General features: G+C 64.8%; 19 protein-coding genes. 9 read left to right on the top strand and 10 right to left on the bottom strand.

The genetic code is table 11. The features are described 5' to 3' along the window. Positions 1 to 79: 79 nt before the first annotated feature. A complete protein-coding gene (locus ACWPWT_RS18105; protein WP_454280836.1) occupies positions 80 to 1,390 on the top strand; it encodes an MFS transporter in 1,311 nt (436 codons plus the stop codon). Here ACWPWT_RS18105 and ACWPWT_RS18110 read toward each other — a convergent pair whose 3' ends face one another. The 5 genes from ACWPWT_RS18110 to ACWPWT_RS18130 form a co-directional block, all read right to left on the bottom strand. Then, positions 1,391 to 1,558 (bottom strand): hypothetical protein, encoded by a 168-nt coding sequence (locus tag ACWPWT_RS18110; protein WP_261267748.1) that lies wholly within the window; start codon positions 1,556 to 1,558, stop codon positions 1,391 to 1,393. Between the two features lie 98 nt (positions 1,559 to 1,656). Then, the gene (locus tag ACWPWT_RS18115) at positions 1,657 to 3,327 is read right to left on the bottom strand and encodes a cation acetate symporter (RefSeq protein WP_454281005.1); all 1,671 of its coding nucleotides are present in this window, start codon (positions 3,325 to 3,327) and stop codon (positions 1,657 to 1,659) included. A gap of 29 nt (positions 3,328 to 3,356) precedes the next feature. Next, positions 3,357 to 3,662, bottom strand: coding sequence for a DUF485 domain-containing protein (locus ACWPWT_RS18120; protein WP_261267750.1), 306 nt, complete (start codon positions 3,660 to 3,662; stop codon positions 3,357 to 3,359). Between the two features lie 73 nt (positions 3,663 to 3,735). Continuing rightward, on the bottom strand, positions 3,736 to 5,052 hold the full coding sequence (locus ACWPWT_RS18125) for a sigma-54-dependent transcriptional regulator (protein WP_261267751.1): 1,317 nt from the start codon (positions 5,050 to 5,052) through the stop codon (positions 3,736 to 3,738). Next, positions 5,049 to 6,875, bottom strand: coding sequence for a sensor histidine kinase (locus ACWPWT_RS18130; protein WP_454280837.1), 1,827 nt, complete (start codon positions 6,873 to 6,875; stop codon positions 5,049 to 5,051). Before ACWPWT_RS18130 ends, ACWPWT_RS18125 begins: the two co-directional genes overlap by 4 nt. Before the next feature lie 172 nt (positions 6,876 to 7,047). Here ACWPWT_RS18130 and ACWPWT_RS18135 point away from each other — a divergent pair, with 172 nt between their 5' ends. From ACWPWT_RS18135 to ACWPWT_RS18145, 3 genes are all read left to right on the top strand, one after another. Continuing rightward, a complete protein-coding gene (locus tag ACWPWT_RS18135; RefSeq protein WP_454280838.1) occupies positions 7,048 to 8,370 on the top strand; it encodes a dicarboxylate/amino acid:cation symporter in 1,323 nt (440 codons plus the stop codon). A gap of 104 nt (positions 8,371 to 8,474) precedes the next feature. Further along, positions 8,475 to 9,965 carry an alginate export family protein gene (locus tag ACWPWT_RS18140; RefSeq protein ID WP_454280839.1) on the top strand — a complete coding sequence of 497 codons (1,491 nt, stop codon included), beginning with the start codon at positions 8,475 to 8,477 and terminating at the stop codon, positions 9,963 to 9,965. Positions 9,966 to 10,002: 37 nt separating this feature from the next. Continuing rightward, positions 10,003 to 11,295, top strand: a complete 1,293-nt coding sequence (locus ACWPWT_RS18145) for an MFS transporter (RefSeq protein ID WP_454280840.1) — start codon at positions 10,003 to 10,005, stop codon at positions 11,293 to 11,295. 3 nt (positions 11,296 to 11,298) lie between these two features. Here ACWPWT_RS18145 and mtnP read toward each other — a convergent pair whose 3' ends face one another. From mtnP to ACWPWT_RS18165, 4 genes are all read right to left on the bottom strand, one after another. Further along, on the bottom strand, positions 11,299 to 12,177 hold the full coding sequence (gene mtnP, locus ACWPWT_RS18150; RefSeq protein ID WP_454280841.1) for an S-methyl-5'-thioadenosine phosphorylase: 879 nt from the start codon (positions 12,175 to 12,177) through the stop codon (positions 11,299 to 11,301). 115 nt (positions 12,178 to 12,292) lie between these two features. Then, positions 12,293 to 13,762, bottom strand: coding sequence for an efflux transporter outer membrane subunit (locus ACWPWT_RS18155; protein ID WP_454280842.1), 1,470 nt, complete (start codon positions 13,760 to 13,762; stop codon positions 12,293 to 12,295). Beyond that, a complete protein-coding gene (locus ACWPWT_RS18160; RefSeq protein WP_454280843.1) occupies positions 13,755 to 16,973 on the bottom strand; it encodes a multidrug efflux RND transporter permease subunit in 3,219 nt (1,072 codons plus the stop codon). The genes ACWPWT_RS18155 and ACWPWT_RS18160 overlap by 8 nt, the downstream gene beginning before the upstream one ends. Before the next feature lie 19 nt (positions 16,974 to 16,992). After that, positions 16,993 to 18,183: an efflux RND transporter periplasmic adaptor subunit gene (locus ACWPWT_RS18165; protein WP_454280844.1), complete on the bottom strand. Its 1,191-nt coding sequence runs from the start codon at positions 18,181 to 18,183 to the stop codon at positions 16,993 to 16,995. 129 nt (positions 18,184 to 18,312) lie between these two features. On the opposite strand from ACWPWT_RS18165, the gene ACWPWT_RS18170 reads away from it, so the two are divergent. Genes ACWPWT_RS18170 through ACWPWT_RS18185 form a run of 4 tightly spaced genes read left to right on the top strand, consistent with a single transcriptional unit; the run spans position 18,313 to position 22,698 of the window. Then, complete coding sequence (locus ACWPWT_RS18170; RefSeq protein WP_261267759.1) at positions 18,313 to 18,945, top strand: TetR/AcrR family transcriptional regulator; 633 nt, start codon at positions 18,313 to 18,315, stop codon at positions 18,943 to 18,945. Between the two features lie 38 nt (positions 18,946 to 18,983). Continuing rightward, positions 18,984 to 20,099 carry a glycoside hydrolase family 130 protein gene (locus tag ACWPWT_RS18175; RefSeq protein WP_454280845.1) on the top strand — a complete coding sequence of 372 codons (1,116 nt, stop codon included), beginning with the start codon at positions 18,984 to 18,986 and terminating at the stop codon, positions 20,097 to 20,099. Then, on the top strand, positions 20,096 to 21,691 hold the full coding sequence (locus ACWPWT_RS18180) for an alpha-amylase family glycosyl hydrolase (protein ID WP_454280846.1): 1,596 nt from the start codon (positions 20,096 to 20,098) through the stop codon (positions 21,689 to 21,691). Before ACWPWT_RS18175 ends, ACWPWT_RS18180 begins: the two co-directional genes overlap by 4 nt. Beyond that, positions 21,688 to 22,698 carry a glycosyltransferase family 4 protein gene (locus tag ACWPWT_RS18185; protein ID WP_454280847.1) on the top strand — a complete coding sequence of 337 codons (1,011 nt, stop codon included), beginning with the start codon at positions 21,688 to 21,690 and terminating at the stop codon, positions 22,696 to 22,698. The genes ACWPWT_RS18180 and ACWPWT_RS18185 overlap by 4 nt, the downstream gene beginning before the upstream one ends. Here the strand turns inward: ACWPWT_RS18185 and ACWPWT_RS18190 are convergent. Then, positions 22,687 to 23,151: a MarR family winged helix-turn-helix transcriptional regulator gene (locus tag ACWPWT_RS18190; protein ID WP_454280848.1), complete on the bottom strand. Its 465-nt coding sequence runs from the start codon at positions 23,149 to 23,151 to the stop codon at positions 22,687 to 22,689. The genes ACWPWT_RS18185 and ACWPWT_RS18190 overlap by 12 nt on opposite strands. A 63-nt stretch (positions 23,152 to 23,214) precedes the next feature. On the opposite strand from ACWPWT_RS18190, the gene hppD reads away from it, so the two are divergent. Then, positions 23,215 to 24,279: a 4-hydroxyphenylpyruvate dioxygenase gene (gene hppD / locus ACWPWT_RS18195; protein WP_454280849.1), complete on the top strand. Its 1,065-nt coding sequence runs from the start codon at positions 23,215 to 23,217 to the stop codon at positions 24,277 to 24,279. Positions 24,280 to 24,309 lie beyond the last annotated feature (30 nt).

Raw genomic sequence — 24,309 nt, forward strand, 5'->3', positions numbered from 1 at the left:
CGCTTTAAGCGGTTGGCGATGCGGACGGGGGTGGCTATGTTGTCGTCATCCTATTGCCACGATCGGGCCATTTTTCGTTATGCTCAACGCCCTCGGGCTTCTCAAGCGGCGGCGGTTCCTGCCGTTGTTCACCACCCAGTTCCTCGGCGCGTTCAACGACAATCTGTTCAAGACGTCGATGGTGCTGTTCGCCACCTATGCGATCTTCAACGACGCCCATGCCGAAGCGAACTTCAACGCGCTGGCGACCGGCCTGTCGATCGTGCCCTTCGTCCTGCTCTCCGCGCTGTCGGGGCAATTGGCGGACAGTCATGACAAGGCGCGGATCATCCGCATCGTCAAGACGGCGGAGATCGGGATCATGATCATCGGCGCGCTGGGCCTGATGGTCGCGAAGGCGGGCTATACCAATATCGGGCTGGGCATGATGCTGGGCACCGTCCTGGCGCTGGGCGTCCATTCGACCTTTTTCGGACCGATCAAATACGCGATCCTGCCACAGCATCTGGAGCCCGACGATATTCTGGGCGGGACCGGGCTGGTCGAGGCGGGGACGTATCTCGCCATCCTGCTGGGCACGGTCACGGCAGGATGGGTCCCGATCGAGGCCGCCGCCGCCGGTGTCCTGATCGTCGCGGGTCTGGGCTGGTTCACCGCGCGTCAGGTTCCCCCCGCCCCGCGCGAGGGGCCGCCGCTCAAGCTGAACTTCAATCCCTTCACCGCCTCCTGGCGACTGATCGCCGCCACGCTGCATATCCGGCGGCTGTTCCTGGCGATCGTCGCCATCAGTTTCTTCTGGACGATCGGATCGGTGCTGATCATCGTCTTCCCGCCCCTCGTGAAGAACGTGCTGACCGCCGATAAGGAAGTCGCCAGCCTTGCCATCGCGATCTTCTCGATCGGCGTCGCGATCGGATCGGTGGTCATCAATACCATGTTGAAGGGCGAGATTTCGGCGCGCTATTCGCCCGTTTCGGTCATTGCGATGGGCGCGTTCGTGGTCCTGTTCTCGATCCTGTGCCGCAACTGGGCCCCTGCCCCCGATGGCGGCCTGTATAGCTGGCAGGCCTTTCTCGCCGAACCGCGCGCGATCGGCATTTTGGCGACGCTGCTCGCCATCGCGACGACCGGCGGGATGTTCGTGGTGCCGCTCTATGCCTTCCTGACGACCACGGTCGGCAAGGATCAGACGGCACGGACGGTGGCGGCCAACAATATCGTCAACTGCTTCGCCATGACGATAGGATCGGCGGCGGTCCTGGCCATCAGTGCGGCGGGTGTGACGCCGGAGGATATGCTGTTCCTCGTCGCCGCCATGTGCCTGGTCTCCGCCTGGCTGGCGCTCAGGTTGCACCGGGCCTGCGACGACGGATGCGTCGACCCGGCCTGATCAGAGCAGGAAGCTGTAGATACAGATGAAGAAGGCGGTGAAGCTGAGGACGAACAGGCGGAGATCCTGATCGTCCCGGCGCCGCTTCGGCATGATGGCGGGAGGCGGAAGCGAACGCCGAAAGGGGTGGCGGGCGGCTTCGTTGGTGAGGATGAGGCGGCGTCTCATGATGAGAATGTTAACGCCGCGTTCACCATTTCGGCATCCGTCGATATTGCCGCTGGAACCGCCTCGCTGCCCCGTTCCGAGACAGCGAGGACAGTTGGTCAGTGCTGGTGCGCCGACGCGGCACCGATTCCGGTTTCGGACCGGATGCGCTGGGCCGGATAGCCCGCCTTGTCGATCGCAGCGCGCCCGGTGCGATCTGTGATCGACACGATCCATATCGTCAGGAAGGCCAGCGGCATCGAGAAGATGGTCGGCGATCCATAAGGGAAGATCGGCGCGTCATAGCCCAGCACCTTCACCCAGATCGCGGGCGACAGGATGGTCAGGACCAGAGCGGTCAGCAGGCCGACCAGTCCCCCCGCGACCACGCCCCGCGTCGTGCATCCCGACCAGAGCAGCGATAGCAGCAGCACCGGGAAATTGGCCGACGCCGCCAGTGCGAAGGCCAGGCTGACCATGAAGGCGACATTCTGCTTCTCGAAGACGATGCCCAGCAGGATCGCCACCACCGCCAGTACCAGCACGGTGATCCGGGAAACCCGCAATTCGGACGCCGAGTCCGCCTTCCCCCGCTTGATGACCGTCGCATAAAGGTCATGGCTGACCGCCGACGCGCCCGACAGGGTGAGGCCCGCCACCACGGCCAGGATGGTCGCGAAGGCCACCGCCGAGATGAAGCCCAGGAACAGATTGCCACCGACCGCCTGCGCCAGATGGATCGCGGCCATGTTGCTGCCCCCACGCAACGCCCCATCGGCGTCGAGAAAGCCCGGATCGGTGGCGACCAGAACGATCGCGCCGAAACCGATGACGAAGGTCAGGATATAGAAATAGCCGATCCAGCCCGTCGCCCACAGCACCGAGCTGCGTGCTGCCTTCGCATTGGGCACGGTGAAAAAGCGCATCAGGATATGCGGCAATCCCGCCGTCCCGAACATCAGCGCCGCCCCGATCGAAATGGCAGAGATGGGGTCCTTGATGAAACCACCAGGGCCCATGATCGCGCTGCCCTTGGCGGCGGCCTCCTCCGGCCCCGCCCCGGCCAGCGCGGCGAGCGCAGTCTTGACGTCGACCGCGCGCGCGAACAGCGCCTCCGGACTGAAATGGAAACGGGCGAGCACGGCGATCGCCATGAAGCTGGCCGCGCCGAGCAGCATCATCGCCTTGACGATCTGTACCCAGGTCGTGGCCGTCATGCCCCCGAACAGCACGTACAGCGTCATTAGCACGCCGACGATCACCACCGCATAGCCATAAGGCAGGCCAAAGAGCAGCCGGATCAACTGCCCCGCCCCTACCATTTGCGCGATCAGATAGAAGAGGACGACGAGCAGGGTCGAGCACGCCGCGACCATCCGAACCGGCGTCTGGGCAAAACGGAACGAGGCGACATCGGCAAAGGTGAACCGTCCCAGATTGCGCAGCCGCTCCGCCATCAGGAACAACAGGATCGGCCAACCGACCAGAAAACCAATCGAATAGATCAGTCCGTCATAGCCGTCGGCGTAGATCTGTGCGGAGATACCCAGGAACGACGCCGCCGACATGAAGTCGCCCGCGATCGCCAATCCGTTCTGAAAGCCGGTGATCCCGCCACCCGCGGTGTAGAAGTCGGAGGCCGTCCGCGTGCGCCGCGCCGCCCATCGGGTGATTGCCAGGGTCAGCGCCACAAAGGCCGCGAACATGCCGATCGCGGTCCAGTTCGTCGCCTGCTGCACAGCCGGGCCGATCGCATGGGCGTTCGCCCCCGAGACGGGAAGCATGGCCATGGGCAGGGTGAGCGCCAGAATAGCGCGCCTCATGCCTGTTCCTCCGAGCGCAATTGGTCGATGACGGGATCGAAGTCCCGGTTGGCGCGCCAGACGTACAAACCGGTCAGAAAAATGGCGAGCGCGATGACGCCCAGTCCGATCGGAATACCCCAGCTTGTCGCGCCACCGCTGATCGACCGGGCGAGCAGCGCCTTGTCGAAGGCGATGGTCAGGATGAACCCGAAATAGGCGATCAGCATGATCACCGTTAAGATGACGGTAAATCGTCCACGCCTGCGCACCAGCGCCAAATAGCGCGGATCGCGAGCCAGCCGGGCGGCGGCATCCTCCATGGCATTCTCCTAAACCCCGTCGCGCCGGTTGTCGGCGTCGTCCGGGCCATGCTCCCCCGCCCCCGGCGCGGCGTCAAGCGCGATTGGGGCGATAGGCGTTCAAGTCGATGCCGTGGCGGGCGACCTTGTCGTAAAAGGTCTTGCGCGGAATGCCCAGAATGGCGAGCGCGGCGCGGACGTCGCCCGCCACCTCCTCCAGAACGCTGCGGATCGTCGCGCCTTCGAACTGTTCGACCCGCTCGGGCAATGGCAGGGGGTCACCCGTCTCCGCCACCTCGCCGCTCAGGCCCAGGGCGACGCGATTGGCATAGTTGCGTACCTCGCGGACATTGCCCGGCCAGTCGTGCGACAACAATCTTGCCTGGATACCGCCATCGATCATCGGCACCGGCCGCCCGAAGCGCTCGGCCGCTTCGCGCAGGAAATGGGCAAAGAGCAGCGGCACATCGGCGCGTCGCTCGCGCAAGGGCGGGACGCGCAGACGCACGGCGTCGAGCCGGTACAGGAGGTCGGCGCGGAACCGCCCCTCCTCCACCGCGCGCGCCAGATCGGACTTGGCCGCCGCGACGATGCGCAGATCGAGCATTTGCGGGTCCTCTGCGCCGATCGCCCGCACCTCGCGCTCCTCGACGACGCGCAGCATCCGCCCTTGAAGAGCCGGGGCCATGCTGTCGACCTCATCCAGGAATAGGGTGCCGCGATGCGACGCGGCGATCCGGCCCGGCGTTCGGCCATGCGCCTGGCCGAACAGCTCGTCCTCGGCGATTGCCTCGGGCAAGGCGGCACAATCGACCGCAACGAAGGGCCGCGTCCGCCGCGCGCTCCAGCGGTGGAGCAACAGCGCGACCAATTCCTTGCCGGTCCCCGTCTCGCCCTCGACCAGCACATCGACATCCGCCTGCGCCACTTGTCGCACCGTATCGCGCAGCCGCATCATCACCGGCGTTTCGCCGATCAGTGGATAGGCCCCCTGTGCCTCTTCCGCCGCCAGGCGCAGCCGGCGATTGTCTAAGATCAGCCGCCGCATTTCCAGCGCCCGCTCGGCACTGGCGATCAGATGGTCGGCGGCAAAGGGCTTGGCGACGAAATCAAAGACCCCCTGCTTCAACGCGGCGACCGCCATCGGTACATCGCCATGACCGGTCATCAGGATGACCGGAATTTCCGCGTCGATCGCCGCGATCCTCTTGGCAAGTTCGATCCCATCGATCCCCGGCATCCGGATGTCCGAGACGACCATGCCGGGAAATTCGGGCGAGATCGTCGCCAGTGCCGCCAGCGGATCGCCATGCGCCTCGACATCGATGCCGGCGAGTTCGAACGACTGCGCCAGCGCCTGACGAAGCACGGTATCGTCATCGACCAGGAGAACACGCTGCCCCTCGCTCATGCCCGGCGCATCCCGATCCGGAAGCCCGCGCCGCCCAGCGAAGACGCTGTGGTTTCCAACATGCCCCCAAACTCCGTCATGATGTCCCTCGCAATCCCCAGCCCGAGCCCCAGCCCATCGGGCTTGCCGGTCACGAAGGGGGTGAAGATGTCCGATGCGATCGCGGGGTCCAGCCCCGGCCCATTGTCCTCGACCGTCAGTTCGACCCGGTCCGCATGTTCGGTGACGGTCAGGCGCACCCGCGGGTCCGGCCGCCCCGCGACCGCATCCAGAGCGTTCTGCAAGAGATTGACCAGCACCTGCTCCAACCGGACCCGCCCCGCCAGCACGATGGGCAGCGCGCCACCCATGGGTCGCTCCAGCGCGACGCCCGCGCTACGGAACCGGTCGCCGATCAACAGCATCGTGCCGTCCAGCACCTCGTCCAGCGACACCTGCCCCAGCCCCTGCGTGCCCCGCCTCGCAAAACGTCGCATTTCCTGAACGATCGAGCCGATCCGCTCGGTCAGCGAGACGATGGTGGTCAGATTGCCGTCGGCCTTGTCCGGCTGGCTGCGCGACAGGAAGGTTCGCGCATTGTCGGCCAGCGTCCGGATCGCCGCCACAGGCTGGTTGATCTCGTGCGCGACGCCAGCGGTGATCGAACCCAGCGAGCCCAGCCGATTGGCCTGAGCCAGCTCCTCGCGCGCGGCGCGGAAGCGCTGGTCCGCGCGGATGCGCTCGGCGATTTCGACCGTCAGGCGGTCATTGGTGGCGCGCAATTCGGCGGTACGCCGGGCCACCTCGGCCTCGAGCGACTCTCGTGCCAGCGCCGCGCGCTCGGCCCGCGTGCGTCGCCAGATGGCGAGCAGCGTCAAGCCGATCAGTCCGACCGCGATCAGCGCCGTGGCGGACCGGACCCAGCTATCGGCCTCGCGAAGCGCTTGGGCGGAGGGCAGGATATGGACCAGCTGCCAACGCGGCAGCGGCGCCGCGATCGCGCCGACCACATAGCGGGTGCCGTCACGATCGACCGCGCGCTCGCCGGTGATACGGAATGGGCTGGGCCGGAGCCTGCGCTCCCCGAATTGCTGGCTTTCTGCGATCTCGCCTCGCGCGGTCGGAGTGAGCGGGCGCATGATGGTGAATTGCGCCTGGGGATCGGTCGTCACCACGACGACGCCGTGATCGTCCAGCAACAAGGTCTGCCCCGGATCGCTGGTCCAGGCCTGGACGATCCGCGCGAACTCGACCTTCACCACCACCACGCCGTCCGGCGCTTCGGCGGGCCCGATGCGCCGCGCGAGGAACAGGCCCGGCCTGTGGCTGGTGTTCCCCAGCGCGAAATATTCGGATGTCCCGGCACGCAGAGCCTGCCGGAAATAGGGGCGGAAACTATAGTCGCGGCCGACGAAACTCTCGCGTTCGCCCGCATTCGAGGCCGCGATGGTGCGCCCCTGGCGATCGATGGCGTAGATCACCGGCGCGCCGGTCCGCTCCGCCAGGCCCCGGAGCTTTTCATTCAGCCGTTCGACCGCCTTGCTCGACCCGTTGCGCAGGGCCGCGCCCACATCGGGATATTCGGCCAGCACGATGGGCAGGAGCCGAAAGCGTTGTAGTTCGCTGTTCAGCAGGCGCTCCTGTTGCCGGGCGATACGCGCCGCGTCGGAGCGGAGCCCCGTCATCGCCTGTCGATGGGCATAGACGCGCAGTGCCAGCGACGCAGCCATGGCAAGCAGCAGGACTGCCAGCATCGGCATCGCATAGCGCCGCACATAGCGACGGGTCAGGGAAGGCGTGTCGGCCATATGTGCGGAATATCGCAACAGGCCATGCGACGCCATGCGGAATTTCGCGCGCAATCTATGACTTTCAGATTCTTTATCATTTATTATCAATGTCTTATGAGCGATTTAGGGAGATTTGGATTCCCGTACGCTTGCCCGCACACTGTGCTCAACTCGGAGCGTGGCCCACCACGCCCGGAGCCCATTTTTGCAGAGGATGACGAAAGCGATGATCGCTCAGGATTATGCCGTCGCGGAGGCCCCCAAGCGGGCCCGCGTCTGGTCCCATCTCTACGTACAGGTTCTGTTCGCCATCGCGCTGGGTGCGATCATCGGACATTTCTGGCCCAGCTTCGGCGAGGCGCTGAAACCCCTGGGTGACGGCTTCATCAAGCTGGTGAAGATGATCATCGCCCCCGTCATCTTCCTGACGGTGGTCACCGGCATTGCCGGAATGCGCGAGCTCGGCTCGGTCGGTCGGGTCGCGGGCAAGGCCTTCTTCTATTTCATCAGCGTCTCCACCCTGGCGCTGATCGTCGGCCTGATCGTCGCCAATGTCGTCCAGCCGGGTGCGGGCATGAATGTCGACCCCGCCACGCTGAACGCCGGGTCGGTCACCGAATATGCCGCCAAGGCGCATGACACGACCATCACCGGCTTCCTGCTGGGCATCATTCCCGATACCTTGGTCAGCGCCTTCACCCAGGGTAACATCCTGCAGGTGCTGATGGTGGCGATCCTGTTCGGCATCGCCATGGCGCTGGTCGGCGAACCCGCCAAGCCGCTGCTGACCAGCCTGGAGCGGCTGAGCATCGTCGTTTTCCGTCTCGTCGGCATCCTGATGCGCGCCGCGCCCATCGGTGCGTTCGGTGCCATCGCCTTCACCATCGGCAAGTATGGCGTAGGCAGCCTGGTCAGCCTCGGCGCGCTGGTGGCAACCTTCTACCTCACCTCGATCCTGTTCGTCTTGGTCGTGCTGGGCACCATCGCCCGCCTCAACGGCTTTTCGGTCCTGAAGCTGATCCGTTATCTCAAGGCCGAGTTGCTGCTGGTTCTCGGCACCTCGTCCTCCGAGGCGGCGCTGCCCAGCCTGCTGCAGAAGATGGAGAAGGCCGGTTGCGAAAAGTCGGTGGTCGGCCTGGTCGTGCCGACGGGCTATTCGTTCAACCTGGACGGTACCAACATCTATATGACGCTGGCGGCGCTGTTCATCGCGCAGGCGTGCGGCGTGGACCTGACGCTGGGTCAGCAGTTGATGCTGCTGCTGGTCGCGATGCTCAGTTCGAAGGGCGCGGCGGGTGTCACCGGCGCGGGCTTCATCACGCTGGCCGCCACCCTGTCGATCGTGCCGACCGTGCCGCTGGCGGGCATGGCGCTGATCCTGGGCATCGACCGGTTCATGTCGGAATGTCGCAGCCTGACCAACTTCATCGGCAACGCGGTCGCCACCGTCGTCGTCGCTCGCTGGGAAGGCGCGCTGGACAAGGACGCACTGGACGCGGCACTGGAGAAGAAGCCCGCCCTTCCGGCGGCTCAGGCGGTACTGGCCTGACACGCATCCTGATCCAGCCGATCCCGGTCGGCTGGATCGGCCGTCTACACGGATGCGAAAGAAGACCGACTGTATGACAGATCGGTCCGATTGAGGGGATTGTTATGAAGAAGTTTCTTGGGCTCGCTGGAACGGCCGTCATCGCCGTGATGGCGCCGCTCGCCGCGCCAGCCCAGGCCCAAACCGCCACGCCAAAGGCCGCCGCCGAACCCGCAAGCCTGGCCAGCACCGCCTATCCCAGCACGGCGGCGGGCGATGGCAATACGGTGGGTGGCTATAACCAGTCTCGCTGGGCGGAGGACTGGCGCAAATTGTGCGATCCGGCCAAGCGCGACGATCCCATCGACGCGCTCAAATGCGTGAAGCTGACCCAGGATGGCAAATCCTATATCACCTTCTCGGGCGAGTTGCGGACGCGGGTGAACCTGACCACCAACCCCAATCTGCGCGAGGTCGAGCAGCAGCGGCAGGATATTGCCCGCATCGTCGGCGGCGCCGACGTCCATCTGGGCGATCATTTCCGCGTCTTCGGTGAATTGGGCCGGGCCGAACTACAGGGCATTAACCTGGGCTCACCGGCCGGCAATCTGCGCAACCAACTGACCGTGCAGCAGCTTTTTGCAGAGGTGAAGGGCAAGGCCCTGGGGTTGGACGTGGGCGTTCGTGCGGGACGCCAGGAGTTTTTCGACGGGCCGCAGCTTCTGACGGTCGGTCGCGACAACAACACGCTCTACTTCGTGCTCGACGGGGTGCGCGCCTATGCGCGCGGCAAAAATGCCCGCGTCGACCTATTCGACCTGAATTACGTCAATTACGGTTTCGGCGGCATCAGCGACGACAAGACCAATCCCGATGTTCGATTCACCGGCGCCACTTTCGGCTTTCGCCTGTCGCCCAAAGTGTTCGGCGGCTCGAAGCTGTTTCTCGACCCCTTCATCTGGCGGCTGCGCAATCGCCGCGCGACCTGGGGCGGCGTGATCGCGCCGGAGGAACGGTATTTCCTCGGCCTGCACGCCTATGGCGATGCCGGGCCGGTCAATATCGACTGGACCCTCAACAATCAGCGCGGGACGTTCGGCAATCGCGACATCTCCGCCTGGCAGGCTTTCATCGCGCAGACCTATCGCCTGGGCAAGAAGCCGGACGCGCCGCGTGTGGGCTTCCATGTCGACTATGGGTCGGGCGGCGGCTCCTATGACCGCAGCGGCGACCTAAACACCACCAGCGGCCTCTTCGGCAACAATATCTATTACAGCTATGGCCTCTTCCTGACGCCGACCAACCTGCTGTACGCCGCGCCGAATTTCACCTTCACCCCGTTGAAGGGCGTGCGCCTCGCGACCGAATATGGCTTTGCCTGGCGGCCCGACGAGTTCGACGCGGTCTACCGTGCCAGCGGCGCGGCGTGGCCGGGTACGCAGAATGTGCGCGGGAAGAAAATCGGCGAGGTCGCGCGTTTGCAGGCGGTATGGACCATCACACCGCGCCTGTCCTTCACCGGCCGCTACGAGCATTTCCAGGCGGGCGAGGTGCTGGACCGCGCCAATCTGAAGAGTTCCGACTTCTGGGCGGGCTGGCTCAGCTTCCGCTTCTAAGTCCTTCACCATCGACACGAACATAAGGGAGAGCATCATGTCGAACAGCACGACCGATCCGGGACGGCAGAGGCTGAAGTCCATCATCGGCGGATCGACCGGCAATCTGGTCGAGTGGTTCGACTGGTATGTCTACTCGGCCTTCACCCTCTATTTCGCGCCGCACTTCTTTCCGTCCGAGAACCGCACGGCGCAGTTGTTGAGCGCCGCGGCGGTGTTCGCGGTCGGCTTCGTCATGCGTCCGGTGGGCGCATGGGTGATGGGCATCTATGCCGATCGCAAGGGGCGTAAGGCGGGTCTCAGCCTGTCAGTCACGCTGATGTGCATGGGATCGCTGATCATCGCGGTCACGCCCGGCTATGGCAGCATCGGCATCGCCGCGCCCGCGCTGCTGGTCATCGCGCGTCTGATGCAGGGTCTGTCGGTCGGCGGCGAATATGGCGCCAGCGCGACCTATCTGTCGGAGATGGCCGGCAAGGATCGACGCGGTTTCTTCTCGTCCTTTCAATATGTCACGCTGATCTCCGGCCAGTTGCTGGCGATCTGCGTGCTGCTGATCCTGCAATCGACGTTGAGCGAGGCGGCGCTCGACGAATGGGGCTGGCGCATCCCCTTCGCACTGGGTGCGGTGCTGGCGGTCGTCGTCTTCTACATTCGGCGCGGCCTGTCGGAGACCAAGAGCTTCGAGAACGTCAAGAAGGAGGGGCAGCCGCAATCGGGGCTGATCCAGCTCTTCACCAAGCATCCCAGGGAAACGATGACGGTCATGCTGCTGACCGCCGGGGGTACGCTCGCCTTCTATGCCTATTCGATCTACATGCAGAAGTTCCTGGTCAACACCAGCGGCTTCAGCCGCGAGGTGGCGAGCCAGATCAACGCCGTCACCCTGTTCGTCTTCATGCTGCTGCAGCCGGTGGCGGGCGGCCTGTCGGACCGGATCGGTCGCAAGCCGTTGATGGTCGCGTTCGGCATTGCGGGCGTGCTGTTTACCTATCCGATCTTCTCGACGCTGGAGACGACGCGCGATCCGATGGTGGCGGGCGCGCTGGTGATGGCGGCGCTGATCATCGTGACCGGCTACACCTCGATCAACGCGGTGGTGAAGGCGGAGCTGTTCCCGGCCCATATCCGGGCTCTGGGCGTCGCCCTTCCCTATGCGCTGGCCAACACCATCTTCGGCGGCACGGCGGAGTCGCTCGCCCTGCTGTTCAAGAAATGGGGCTTCGAACAGGGCTTTTACTGGTACGTCACCGCGATGATCGGCATCTCGCTCATCGTCTATCTGCGGATGCGCGATACCGGCAAGAACAGCCAGATCGTCGAGGACTGATCCTCACCCACCCCGCGTGGCCAGGAGCCGCGATACGATCGGGCCAAGGCTTTCCACCTTGGCCCGATCCATATGGGAGACATGGGTGATCAGCGCCTGGTCGAGCACGGTGTCGATCGGTGACGGCGTTCGCCCCTCGGGCAATAGGCGCGCGAGTTCCACCACCAGCGCACGGGCGGTCGCCGCATTGGCCGATAGTTGCGCCAGCACCGCATCCACCTCGACATGCGCCTCGCCCTCGCGCCAGCAATCATAGTCGGTCACCATGCCGATCAGGGCGTAGGGCAGCTCCGCCTCGCGTGCGAGCTTGGCCTCGGGCATGGCGGTCATGCCGATCACGTCCGCGCCCCATTGACGATAGAGATGGCTTTCCGCCCGCGTCGAGAATTGCGGCCCCTCCATCGCCAGATAGGTGCCGCCATGCGCGACCGACGCCCCTGCCCGCTCCGCCGCAGTGGCCGCAAGGCCGGACAGGCGCGGGCAGACCGGGTCCGCCATAGAGACATGAGCGACCAGACCCGCTCCGAAGAAGCTGGTATCCCGGTGCACCGTCCGGTCGATGAACTGGTCCACCGCGACGAAACGGCCCGGCGGCAGTTCCTCGCGCAACGATCCGATGGCGGAGATCGCCAGCACATCGGTACAGCCCGCCAGCTTCAACGCATGGATATTGGCGCGTGCATTGACCTCGGTCGGCGACAGCCGGTGTCCGCGACCATGGCGTGGCAGGAAGACGAAGCGCACCGCCCCGATCCGCCCCCGGACCAGCGTGTCGGACGGCGCGCCCCAAGGCGTGTCGACGACCAAGGGCTCGACATCCTCCATCATGTCGATCGCATAAAGGCCCGAGCCGCCGATGATCCCGATCGTCCAGCCCGTCATATCATGTTCCTGTTCCACCGGGCGTCGGTTAGACTCTTCGCCCCGCAAAGCAAAGGGGCGTGAACGGTTGCCCGCCACGCCCCTTCTCCAACAGGCCGACCAGGGAGGGGGGGATTCAGCCGGCCGTCGGAACCGTGGTCGCCGAACCCGTTTCGCGAAGGCCGCCGCCCAGCGCGACATAGAGCGTCACGTCGTTCTGGAGCGCGGCGCTGCGCAGGGTCAGCAATTGCTGTTCGGCGGAGAACAGATTGCGCTCCGCGTCCAGCACTTCGAGATAGATGGCTATGCCATTGGTGTAGCGAAGCCGCGCCGTGCGAGCCAGGCGGCGCTGAGCCTCGACGGCGCGGTTCTGCGCCTCGATCTGCTCGGCATAGCGACGACGGGCGACCAGGGCGTCCGCCACCTCGCGGAAAGCGCCCTGAACGGTTCGCTGATAGGCGGCGGTCAGTTCCTCGGCCTGCGCGCGGCTCAACCGCAGCTGGGCATTGCGGCGGCCCCAGTCGAAGATGGGCAGCAGCGCGGCCCCCTGAACCTGATATTGCTGCGAATTGCCGTCGATCAGGCTGCTGAGCGCGGGCGAGACGAAGCCCGCCAGACCGGTCAGCGAGATGCTGGGCAGGAATGCCGCGCGCGCCGCGCCGATATTGGCATTGGCGGCGAGCAATTGCTGCTCGGCCTGAAGCACATCGGGCCGGTTGACCAAAAGCGCCGAAGGGAGACCGGGTTCGATCGCGGCAAACTGGTTCTGATCGCCCAGGCGCCGTCCGGCAGGAAGCGCGTTCGTGATCGGGCCGCCGACCAGCACCGTCAGCAGATTCTGCGATTGCGCCACCGTCCGGCGAAGCTCGGCCAGTTGCGTTTCGGCCTGGGTCAGCAGAGCCGCCGCCTGATCGTAATCGACGCTGGAGGTCACGCCCGCATCCATGCGCCGCTTGGCGATGCCCAGCCCTTCGCGGCGGCTGGCCACGGTGCGTTCGGCCAGCGCAATCTGTTCTTCGGCAGCGCGAATTTGAAGATAGGTCGCGGCGACCTGGCCGACCAGAGACAGGCGGAAGGCGCGCTCGGCCTCCACCGTCGCCAGAAACTGCCGCCGCTGCGCCTCCGCGAGATTGCGGACCCGACCCCAGAAATCCAGTTCGAAGCTGGAGACGCGGGCCCCCAGCGAGAACTGGTTGTAGGTGATCGAGGTCGGGCTCTCGGAATCGCCCGCACCCGGAATCGCATTGCCGAGGCCCAGCGAATTGAGGGGAACCCGTGTCCGCGACGCCCCGGCCTGCGCATCGAGCGCCGGCAGGCGTTGCGCGTCCTGAATGCGATATTGCGCGCGCGCCTGCTCCACCCGGGCCACGGCCTGGGCGAGATCGCGGTTATTGGTCAGCGCGGCGGCGATATAGGCCTTGAGTTGTTCGTCGGCGAAGAACTCGCGCCAACCGATCTCCGCCGCCGTGCGGCTGCCGGTCCCGGCATCGGGATAGGTGGCGGAGACGGGTGCGATAGGCTGACGATATTGCGGTGCCAGGTTACAACCCGACAGCGCGCTCGTCAGCGCCAGGGCGGCAGCGACGCGGGGGAACGACTTACGCATGGGCCGGGCCCTCCTCGTCGCCCCTTCGTTCATTCGCCTCGCGCTGCCGCGCTTCTTCCTCTGCATCTTCGGCCTCATGGTCGTTTTCGCGCGCCAGCCACTTCTTGGCGGCAATGTAGAAGACCGGAGTGAAGAAGATGCCGAATGCGGTGGCCGCGATCATGCCGCCCATCACGCCAGTGCCCACAGCACGGCGGCTGGCCGCACCGGCACCCGTCGCGATGAACAGCGGCACCATGCCCAGGATGAAGGCAAGGCTGGTCATCAGGATGGGGCGCAGTCGCTGGCGTGCGGCCTCGACCGTCGCCTCGAAGGGGGTGCGGCCCGCCTCCTGATCCTCGATCGCGAATTCGACGATCAGGATGGCGTTCTTGGCGGCCAGACCGATGATCGTGATGAGACCGACGTTGAAATACACGTCCGCCGAGAAGCCCCGGAAGATGGTCATCAGCACCGCACCCAGCACGCCGAACGGCACCACCAGCAACACCGCGAGCGGGATCGCCCAGCTTTCGTACAGCGCCGCGAGCAGCAGGAACACGACGACCAGCGACAGGCCGAGCAAGAGGCCGATCTGGCCGCCCGCCTGTTGCTCTTCATAGGCGGTGCCGGTCCATTCGAAGCTCATGCCCGCCGGCATCACCTCCCGCGCGATCTTTTCCATTTCCTTCAGGGCCGTGCCGGTCGACTGGCCCTGTGCCGCCATGCCCGAGACGGTAAGCGACGGATAACCGTTATACCGCTCCAACTGCTGCGGGCCGTTCTGCCAGCGAACCTTCGTGAAGGCCGAGAAGGGCACCATGTTGCCCTGCGCATTGCGGACACGAAGCGCCAGCACGTCCTCGGGTGACATGCGCTGCGGCGCATCGGCCTGAAGATAGACGCGCAAGACATTGCCTTCGCGGACGAAGTCGTTAGCATAGGCCGAACCGAACGCGATCGATAGCGTCTGGTTTACGTCCGCGATCTGGAGGCCCAGCGCGCGGGCCTGAATGCGATCGATGTCGACATAGAGCTGCGGCGCGGGGCCCAGCCCTTCGGGACGAACGCCCATCAGCGCCTTGTTCTGCGACGCCTTGGCCAGGATCGCCCCCTGCGCCTGTTGCAGCGCGGCTTCGCCCAGACCGGAGCGATCCTCGATCTTCATCGAAAAGCCGGTCGCATTGCCCAGCGCCTGGATCGGCGGCGGGTCGAGCGCGAAGATGGTCGCTTCGGGGATCGACTGGACGAAGCCCATCGTCTTGCCGACCAAGGTAGTGGAATTATTCTCCGTCCCCTTGCGATCGTGCCAGGGCTTGAGATTGACGAACGAGATGCCCGCCGCCTGGCCCTGACCGAAGAAATTGAACCCGGCGACCGACACGATGTCCGACACCTGCGGCTGGGCATGGAGGAACTTCTCGACCTTGGTGATCGCCTCGCCGGTCCGTTCCAGCGTCGCGCCGGGCGCCGCGTCGTAGGACACGAAGATATAGCCCTGATCCTCGGTCGGCAGAAAGCCACCGGGGATGCGGGTGAACATCAGGCCGGTGATGACGACGACCACCGCGAACACCGCCAGCCAACGGACCGGGCGCGCCATCATCCGCTTGACGCCGCCGCTATATTTATCCGTTCCCCGGCGGAAACGGTCGTTGAACCCGTTGAAGAAGCGTTGCGGCAGGCCCCGAATGCCGGGCTTCGGCTCGGGGCGATCCTCCAGATGCGCATCTTCCTGCTTCAGCAAGGTCGCGCACAAGGCGGGCGTCAGGGTCAGCGCGAGGACCGCCGAGAAGAAGATCGACACCGCCAGCGTCACCGAGAATTGGCGATAGATGCCCCCCGTCGATCCGGGAAAGAACGCCATGGGGATGAACACGGCGACCAGCACCAGCGTGATGCCGATGATCGCACCGGTGATCTGCCCCATCGCCTTCACGGTCGCGCGGCGGGGACTCAGCCCCTCCTCGGACATGATACGCTCGACATTTTCGACGACCACGATCGCGTCGTCGACCAGGATGCCGATCGCCACGACCATGCCGAACAGCGACAGGGTATTGATCGAGAAGCCGAAGGCCAGCAGGCCGATACAGGCACCGCCCAGCGCGATCGGCACGACGATCGCGGGGATCAGCGTCGCGCGCCAGTTCTGAAGGAACAGGAACATCACCAGGAAGACGAGGATCATCGCCTCGACCAGCGTATGGATCACGCTGTCGACCGAGGCGGTGATGAACGGGGTGGTGGTGAAGGGCACGCTCCACGTCACATCGGCGGGGAAGCTGGATTGCAGTTCCTTCATCCGCGCCGCGACCGCGTCCGCCGTTGCCAGCGCGTTGGCGCCGCTCGCGAGCTGGACCGCCAGACCGACCGTCTCCTTGCCGTTCAGGGTCAGGCGGAAACCATAATTGTCCTTGCCCAGTTCGACCCGCGCGACATCGCCCAGCCGGATCGCCGACCCATCAGGATTGGCGCGGATGATGATCTGGCGGAACTGCTCCGGCGTGGCGAAGCGGTTCTGGGTAATGATCTGCGCGGTGAACTCGGCGGTGCGGGTGATCGGCTGCGCGCCGATCGAGCCGCCTGCCGTCTGGCTGTTCTGCTCCTGCACCGCCGCGAGCGCTTCCGACGCGGACAGGCTGTAGCCCGCCAGCTTCTGCGGATCGAGCCAGATCCGCATCGCATAGGGCGAACCGAATAGCTGCACGTCGCCGACGCCGTCGATACGCCGCAGTTCGTTGCGGATATTATTCTCGGCGAAATTGCCCATTTCGACCGGGCTCGTCTTGCCCGACTTCGAACTGAGCGTGATAACCTCCAAGAAGCCCGCCGAGCCCTCGGTCACCTGGATGCCCAGCGCGCGAACCTCCTGGGGCAAGCGCGGCTCGGCGCGGCTTAGCCGATCCTGAACCTGCGTGCGCGCAACGTCCAGGTCGGTGCCGGGCTTGAAGGTAACGGTAATCTGCGCAGTGCCGTTCGATCGGCTGGTCGACGCCATGTAGAGGAAGTTGTCGACGCCGTTCAGTTCCTTTTCGATGACGGCGGTCACCGACCGGTCCATCACCTCGGCATCGGCGCCGTTATAGCTGATCGCCAGGTTGAGCGCGGGCGGCGCGACCGACGGGTAATTCTCGATCGGCAATAGGCGCAGCGCGATCACGCCGAACAGCGCGATGAAGAGCGCGATCACCCAGGCGAAAACCGGGTGATAGACGAAAAAGCGGTTCATGATGATGTGACTCCGGCGATCAGCGGGCCGTGACGGGCTGACCGCCCGGTTGCCCCTGTCCCTGCGCCTGTTGACCGGCCTGTGGCTCGGGTGGCTGGATGCGGACCTTCTGGCCCGGCTGCACCTTCTGCCACCCCTCGGTCACGACCTTTTCGCCGGGCTTCAGACCCGACAGGATCACCCAATTGCTGCCGACCTGTCCGCCCAGCGTCACCGGGCGGGACTGAACCGTACCCGATCCGTCGACCACCATCACCGACGCGGCTTGGTTGCTCAGCTGGACCGCCCGCTGCGGCACCGAGATGCCGTTGCGGATCGTCCCGGCATTGACATGCGCGCGCACGAACTGCCCCGGCAACAACATGCGGTTCTGATTGGGGAAGCGCGCACGCAGCTGCTGGCTGCCCGTCGTCGGATCGACCGTCTGTCCGGCAAAGTCGAGCTGCCCCGTCGGCCCATATTCGCGACCGTCCTCCAGCGTCAGGCGCACGGTGATATGCGACAGGTCGGGCAGCGCCAGCCCGCCCGAGCGCGCCTGCTGGATCAACGCGCTCAACGCCGCGCTCGACTGGGTGAAGACGGCGTAGATAGGCGACATCTGGTCGACCTGCGTCAGCGGCGTCGCCTGGGTCGCGCTGACCAGCGCACCTTCGGTCACCTGCGCACGGCCCACCCGGCCCGCAATGGGTGCGCGGACGATGGTATAGCTCAACTGCAACTGTGCCCGCGACAAGGCTGCGCGAACATCGGCGACGCTGGCGTCAGCCTGTCGCAGCTCCGACTGGGCGGCATCGAATTCCTGCGCGCTGACCGCCCGTTCGGCGACCAGCGGCTGATAGCGACGCACGATCGACGCGGCATTGGCGCGCGCGGCCTGGGCGCGGGCCAGCGTCGCCTGCGCCTGGACGACTTGCGCGCGATAGTCGCGCTGGTCGATGCGGAACAGCGGCTGCCCCTCGGCGACGTCGGAGCCTTCGCGATACAGTCGCGCCTCGACGATGCCATCGGTCCGCGCGCGCACCTCGGCGGTGCGAATCGCCTCGATCCGGCCGGGTAGTTCGATGACATTGGGGACGGCGCCCGCATGAACCGTGATGGCGGCGACGACCGGTGGCGGGGGCGCGGCCGGTTGCTGCTGATCCCCTTGCCCGCACGCCGCGAGCGCAAAAGCCATCGCCAAAGACGACCCGAAGCCGGAAAATTTGAACACCCGGTAAAACCCCCTGAACCTGATGACGTTTAAGTCATTCATATTCCCTGTACCTCGCACCTGCAAAAAAGCAACGATAGGGTGCAATAAAATTTGACCTATGCCGCGACTGGTCGCAGAGAGGGGATCATGGCCACGATCAAACGGACCGCTGGACGCCCGACGCGAGAGCAGGCCCAGCATATTGACGATATTATCCTGACCGGCGCGCGGGCGGCGTTTTGCTGTCGCGGGATCGAGGGCACCTCGATGGAGGAGATCGCCCTGTCGGTTGGGGTCAGCAAGCACACCATCTATCGTCGCTATGCCGGCAAGATGGCGTTGCTGGATGCGGTGGTCAGTCGAGATCTGGAACGGTTGAGCCGTGCCGTACTGGATGTCGCCAGCGATCCCGATCCACTGGAGCGGCTGCATACCGCGGCCCGGCGATTTTTCTTTTTCTGTGTCGAGCCGGAATCAATTCGGTTCATGGCATTTCTGACATCCGAGGCGGTCTTCTCGGACGAATTGCGCGAGCGCTTCGCCACCTGGGACCGGATCATTTCCGACCCGTTGATCGCCTGCATGCGCGACGCGCAACAGGCTGGCGCGTTGCGACAGGATGAAACCCCGCTCAGCCTGTTCAACCTGCTGACCGACATGCTCGACGGCCCCAGCCGCCGCATGCAGTTCTCCCTGCCCGATCCGTTCGGCGGATTGGATCCCGCCGCCTTCTTCGAGCATCGCTGGTCGGTGTTCCTCAAGGTCGCCACGGCGGCTTGAGCGGGAACGCGACAGGCGGCGCGGACGTTGGCGGGCCCATGGCCGACGACCTGCTGATCTTTCGCCCCGATGATGTCGATCTTTCGCGATCCCCGCTGCGGCGCGGGATAGCCGAGCCCACCTATGTGCTGGGCGCGTTCAATCCTGGGATGACCCGGCTGGCCAATGGCAATCTGCTGCTGATGGTCCGCGTCGCGGAGGCATTGAGCCAGCCCGTCGATGGCGCCCATGTCCGCGCGATCCGCTGGACGGCGGCGGGTTATGTGCTCGATCGTTACCCGCTGGACGCCGTCGATATGACCGATCCCCGGCAATTCGCCATCCGGGGCAGCGCGCATCGTATCCTTGCGCTCACCTCGCTATCCTGGCTGTTGCCGGTCGAGCTCACCCCAGACGGAACGCGGATCGTCGCGGTCCATTACGACAAGGCGATCGAACCCGCCGCCACCTATCAGGATTACGGTGTCGAGGACGCCCGGATCAGTCGCGTCGGGGACCGCTGGTACATGACCAGCTGTTCGGTATCGGCGGAGCGGCATTCGACGACGCTTCACATTTCCGACAATGGTCTGGACTATCGGCTGGCGGGGATCATCCTCGACCATCAGAACAAGGACATGCTGTTCTTCGAAGGGCTCATCGATGGGCGGTTCATGGCGCTGACCCGGCCGCTGGGCGAAGTCTATTTCGCCTATCCGGACGACAGCCCCTTTGTCGGCGGCCCGTCGATCAACTTCGCGACCTCGCCCGATGCGCTGCATTGGAAGCCGGTCGAGACGCCCGGCATCCGTGCTCGCAAGACATCGACCTCCGCGATGAAGGTCGGCGGGGGCACGCCGCCGATCCTGACCGAGCGAGGCTGGCTCACCTTGTATCACGGCGTCGAGCGGCGCGAGGCGGTCGGTATCTATCGCAGCTTTTGGGCCTTGTTTGACAGGGAAGATCCCACCCGTATCCTGCGACTGGAAGACAATCGCCCGGTTCTGGAGGCCGACCCCGGCCTGACCGCCTCGATCGCGCATCAGATGTATCTGCCGACTCCAGTCGTCTTCTCGACGGGCATCGTCGACATGGGCGACCATTATCTGGTCGCGAGCGGGGAAGCTGACCTGGCCTGTCGCATGACCCGCCTGCCTAAGAGCGCCTTCGCATGACGGCGCGCCCCTGGTGGCAGTCCGCCGTCCTCTACCACATTTATCCCTGGTCCTTTCAGGATAGCGATGGCGACGGGATCGGCGACCTGAGCGGGATCGAGGCGCGGCTAGACTATCTGGTCGAACTGGGCATAGATGCGATCTGGCTTTCGCCCATCTTTCCGTCACCTATGGCTGATTTTGGATACGATGTCGCAGATTATTGCGGGGTCGATCCGCGATTTGGAAGCCTTGCGGACTTCGAATCCCTGCTCGCATCGGCGCATGCCCGCGGATTGAAGCTGCTGCTGGATTTCGTGCCCAATCACAGCTCTGACCAGCACCCCTGGTTCGTCGAAAGCCGATCCTCGCGCGATAATCCCAAGCGGGACTGGTATATATGGCGCGATCCCGCTCCCGATGGTGGGCCACCTAACAACTGGATCAGCGATTTCGGGGGCCCCGCCTGGACTTGGGACGCCGAGACCGGCCAATATTATTACCACGCCTTTCTAAAGCAGCAGCCCGATCTCAATTGGCGCAACCCGGAGGTGCGCGCGGCGATGCTTGACGTGCTCCGCTTCTGGTTCGCGCGCGGGGTCGACGGGTTCCGGATCGATGTACTGTGGCATATAGTCAAGCATGCGGGCTTTCCCGACAATCCGCTCAACCCAGACTGGGACCCGGCGACCGGCGAGATGAACCGGGTGTTCCAACTCCATTCCACCGACCAGCCCGAAGTGCACGACATTGCCGCCGACATGCGCGCCATTGCGGACGCGTTCAGCCGCGAGGGGGATGACCGCGTCCTGATCGGCGAAATCTACCTGCCCGTCGAACGGCTGATGCGCTATTATGGACAGGCAGGCGAAGGGGTGCATCTGCCCTTCAACTTCCAGTTGATCGACGCGCCCTGGGATGCACGCCATCTGGCGCGCATGATCGCCGAATATGAAGCCGCCCTGCCCCCCGGCGGCTGGCCCAATTGGGTGCTGGGCAACCATGACCGCCCCCGTAGCGCCACCAAGCGTGGCGCGGGCCAGGCACGGGTCGCGGCAATGCTTCTCCTGACGCTACGGGGCACGCCGACGCTTTATTATGGCGACGAACTCGGTATGGAAAATGGCAACATTCCCGCCGACCGGGTCCGTGATCCCCGCGAACTGCGCGAACCGGGACTGGGGCTTGGCCGCGATCCGGTACGTACACCTATGCCGTGGGACGACAGCGCGAATGGCGGTTTTACCAATGGCGAACCTTGGCTGCCGCTGGGGCAGGACTGGCAGCATCGCAACGTGGCGACCGAGTTGGCGGAGCCTGGCTCGATGCTCGCGCTGCACCGCGAACTCCTAGCGCTGCGCCGGGTTACCCCCTCGCTGGCTACGGGTTCGATCCGGCTGATCGAGGCGACAGGCCCTGTTCTGGCCTATGAACGTGAGCAGGATGGCGCGCGCTTCGTGATCGCACTCAATCTCGGTCACGAGCCTGCTGCCGTCGATCTGCCGCATGGGCGTCCGCTGCTTTCCACCCTGCCCGGCCCGCTGCCGGATACCAGCCCTGCCCTGCTTCGCCCCGACGAGGGGCTGATCCTGAAAGTCGACAATCCCGCATGAAAATCGCGATGATCGCCCCGATCGCGTGGCGCACCCCGCCGCGCGCCTATGGTCCCTGGGAGTTGGTGACGAGCCTGTTGACCGAGGCATTGGTCGAACGCGGTGTCGATGTGACGCTGTTCGCAACGCAGGACAGCGTGACCCGCGCGACGCTCGCCGGGACAGTACCCGCACCCTATTCCGAGGATCCGAGCATCGATGCGAAGGTCTGGGAAATGCGCCACCTCGCGGCCGTGTTCGAGCGGGCGGACGAGTTCGACTTGATCCACAACCAGGCGGATTTCCCCGCCCATGCCTTTGCCGGTCTGGTCGATACGCCGATGGTCACGACGATCCACGGCTTTTCGTCCGAGCGGATCGTCCCGATGTACGAGCCCTATCAGGATCGGGTTCACTATGTCGCCATATCGGACGCCGATCGCCATCCGCGCCTTCGCTATGCCGAGACCATCCATCACGGCATTCCGATCGACGATTTCCCGTTCGATCCCGCGGGCAGCGACGACCTGCTCTTCTTCGGACGCATCCACCCCGACAAGGGTGCTGTGGAGGCGATCGCGGTGGCGCAGGCCACCGGCCGGAGGCTGGTCATGGCCGGGATCGTCCAGGATCAAGGCTATTGGGAGCGAGAGGTCGCGCCGCATGTCGATGGCGATCGGATCGTCTATCGCGGGCCCGTCGGTGGCACGGACCGTGTCGCCGCGCTGGGCCAGGCAAAGGCCTTGCTCCATCTCATCAATTTCGACGAGCCGTTCGGCCTGTCGGTGGTGGAGGCCATGGCCTGCGGCACGCCGGTGATCGCGATCCGGCGCGGATCGATGCCGGAGCTGATCGAAGACGGGGTGAACGGCTTTCTGGTCGACACCGTGGACGAGGCCGTCGCGGCGCTGGCACGGATCGACACGATCGACCGCGCCGCATGCCGAAATATCGCCGCGACCCGCTTCTCGGTCGATCGAATGGCCGATCGCTATCTGGCGCTGTATCGCTCCATCCTAGGCCGATAGTCGGCCGCGTAGCGACAGCGCGATCGCGTCGATCCGCTGGAGCATCGTGACGAAACGGTCCAGTTCCTCGGGTTCGAATCCGGCGAAGAGTTGCGCCTCCAACTCCAAAGCCTTGGGCGCGACATCGGCGTAGAGCGTGCGTCCGGCGTCGGTCAGGACCAGCAAATGCGATCGCCGGTCGCCGTCATGCGCCGTGCGCTCCAGCAACCCGCGCCCGACCATGGCGATGGCGGCGCGTGAAACCGTGACCTTGTCCATCCGGCTCCGCTCGCACACCCTCGACTGGGCGACCCCGCCCTCCTCCGCCACGATGGCGATCAGCCGCCACTCGGGGATCGTCAGCCCGAAAAGCTGTTGATAGGCGCTGGCGATATGGTCGCTGACGAGGTTCGAGGTGATCGACAGGCGATAGGGAAGAAAGGCGTCCAGCCGCAATTCGCGAGATCGTAACATTTGACACCAATTCTCCGTTCTGCGATCTAGTTTCTCACGATACTGGATCAGGAGTTGGACGTCATGGCAACCACCCCGAACAATCCGCTGGGGCTGGACGGCTTCGCTTTCTGCGAATTCACCACCCCAGAGCCCGATATGCTGGCGCGTCAGTTCGACATGATGGGCTTCGTGCCCACCCATCGTCATCCGACCAAGGCGATCACCCGCTACAAGCAGGGGCGGATCACGCTGTTGCTGAACACACAGGGGGGTGGACAGGCCGCCGATTTCCGTGCGGAGCATGGCCCCTCGGCCAGCGGCATGGGCTTTTACGTGGCCGATCCCGCCAAAGCCTTCGACCATGCGGTGCGCGGCGGTGCGGTGCCGGTCGATGCGTCGCGAGGATGCCTGACCCCCGACGCCAAGGCGATCGAAGGGATTGGCGGCAGCTATCTCTACCTCGTCGAGGCAGGCCGTGACCTGTTCGCCGATTGGAACGAGATCAGCGGATGGCAGCAGGCGGAGGCCGAGAAGAATGTCGGGCTCGATCTGCTCGATCACCTGACCCACAATGTCCGGCGCGGCGAAATGCGGACCTGGTCGGGCTTCTACTCCAAGCTGTTCGGGTTCGAGGAGCAGAAGTATTTCGACATCAAGGGCAAGGCGACGGGCCTGTTCAGCCAGGCCATGATCGCCCCCGACAAGGCGATCCGTATTCCCCTGAACGAAAGCCAGGACGAGAAGAGCCAGATCGAGGAGTTCATCCGCGAATATAATGGCGAGGGCATCCAGCATCTCGCGCTGACCACCGACAATATCTACGAAACGGTCGAAAAGCTGCGCGCCAACGGCGTCCGGCTTCAGGACACGATCGAGACCTATTACGAACTGGTCGACAAGCGGGTGCCCAACCATGGCGAGGACCTCGACCGGCTGAAGCGCAATCGTATCCTGATCGACGGGTCGGTGGAGAATGGCGAGGGCATTCTGCTCCAGATCTTCACCGAAAACATGGTCGGCCCGATCTTTTTCGAGATCATTCAGCGCAAGGGCAATGAGGGCTTCGGCAACGGCAATTTCCAGGCGTTGTTCGAAAGCATCGAGCTGGACCAGATCCGGCGCGGCGTGATCCAGGTCGACGCATAGGCGTCGACCGATCCGCACGCGAAGATGCGC

Source organism: Sphingomonas sp. Marseille-Q8236 (assembly GCF_965112005.1).

Bases quoted from the DNA above. Each gene is read 5' to 3' on its own strand.
- ACWPWT_RS18135 (WP_454280838.1), top strand. From the start codon at position 7,048: ATGATCGCTCAGGATTATGCCGTCGCGGAGGCCCCCAAGCGGGCCCGC.
- hppD (WP_454280849.1), top strand. From the start codon at position 23,215: ATGGCAACCACCCCGAACAATCCGCTGGGGCTGGACGGCTTCGCTTTC.
- ACWPWT_RS18190 (WP_454280848.1), bottom strand. From the start codon at position 23,151: ATGTTACGATCTCGCGAATTGCGGCTGGACGCCTTTCTTCCCTATCGC.
- ACWPWT_RS18130 (WP_454280837.1), bottom strand. From the start codon at position 6,875: ATGGCGTCGCATGGCCTGTTGCGATATTCCGCACATATGGCCGACACG.
- ACWPWT_RS18175 (WP_454280845.1), top strand. From the start codon at position 18,984: ATGGCCGACGACCTGCTGATCTTTCGCCCCGATGATGTCGATCTTTCG.
- ACWPWT_RS18170 (WP_261267759.1), top strand. From the start codon at position 18,313: ATGGCCACGATCAAACGGACCGCTGGACGCCCGACGCGAGAGCAGGCC.
- ACWPWT_RS18125 (WP_261267751.1), bottom strand. From the start codon at position 5,052: ATGAGCGAGGGGCAGCGTGTTCTCCTGGTCGATGACGATACCGTGCTT.
- ACWPWT_RS18115 (WP_454281005.1), bottom strand. From the start codon at position 3,327: ATGGCCATGCTTCCCGTCTCGGGGGCGAACGCCCATGCGATCGGCCCG.
- ACWPWT_RS18185 (WP_454280847.1), top strand. From the start codon at position 21,688: ATGAAAATCGCGATGATCGCCCCGATCGCGTGGCGCACCCCGCCGCGC.
- ACWPWT_RS18155 (WP_454280842.1), bottom strand. From the start codon at position 13,762: ATGCGTAAGTCGTTCCCCCGCGTCGCTGCCGCCCTGGCGCTGACGAGC.
- ACWPWT_RS18145 (WP_454280840.1), top strand. From the start codon at position 10,003: ATGTCGAACAGCACGACCGATCCGGGACGGCAGAGGCTGAAGTCCATC.
- ACWPWT_RS18110 (WP_261267748.1), bottom strand. From the start codon at position 1,558: ATGAGACGCCGCCTCATCCTCACCAACGAAGCCGCCCGCCACCCCTTT.
- mtnP (WP_454280841.1), bottom strand. From the start codon at position 12,177: ATGACGGGCTGGACGATCGGGATCATCGGCGGCTCGGGCCTTTATGCG.
- ACWPWT_RS18180 (WP_454280846.1), top strand. From the start codon at position 20,096: ATGACGGCGCGCCCCTGGTGGCAGTCCGCCGTCCTCTACCACATTTAT.
- ACWPWT_RS18160 (WP_454280843.1), bottom strand. From the start codon at position 16,973: ATGAACCGCTTTTTCGTCTATCACCCGGTTTTCGCCTGGGTGATCGCG.
- ACWPWT_RS18140 (WP_454280839.1), top strand. From the start codon at position 8,475: ATGAAGAAGTTTCTTGGGCTCGCTGGAACGGCCGTCATCGCCGTGATG.
- ACWPWT_RS18120 (WP_261267750.1), bottom strand. From the start codon at position 3,662: ATGGAGGATGCCGCCGCCCGGCTGGCTCGCGATCCGCGCTATTTGGCG.
- ACWPWT_RS18105 (WP_454280836.1), top strand. From the start codon at position 80: ATGCTCAACGCCCTCGGGCTTCTCAAGCGGCGGCGGTTCCTGCCGTTG.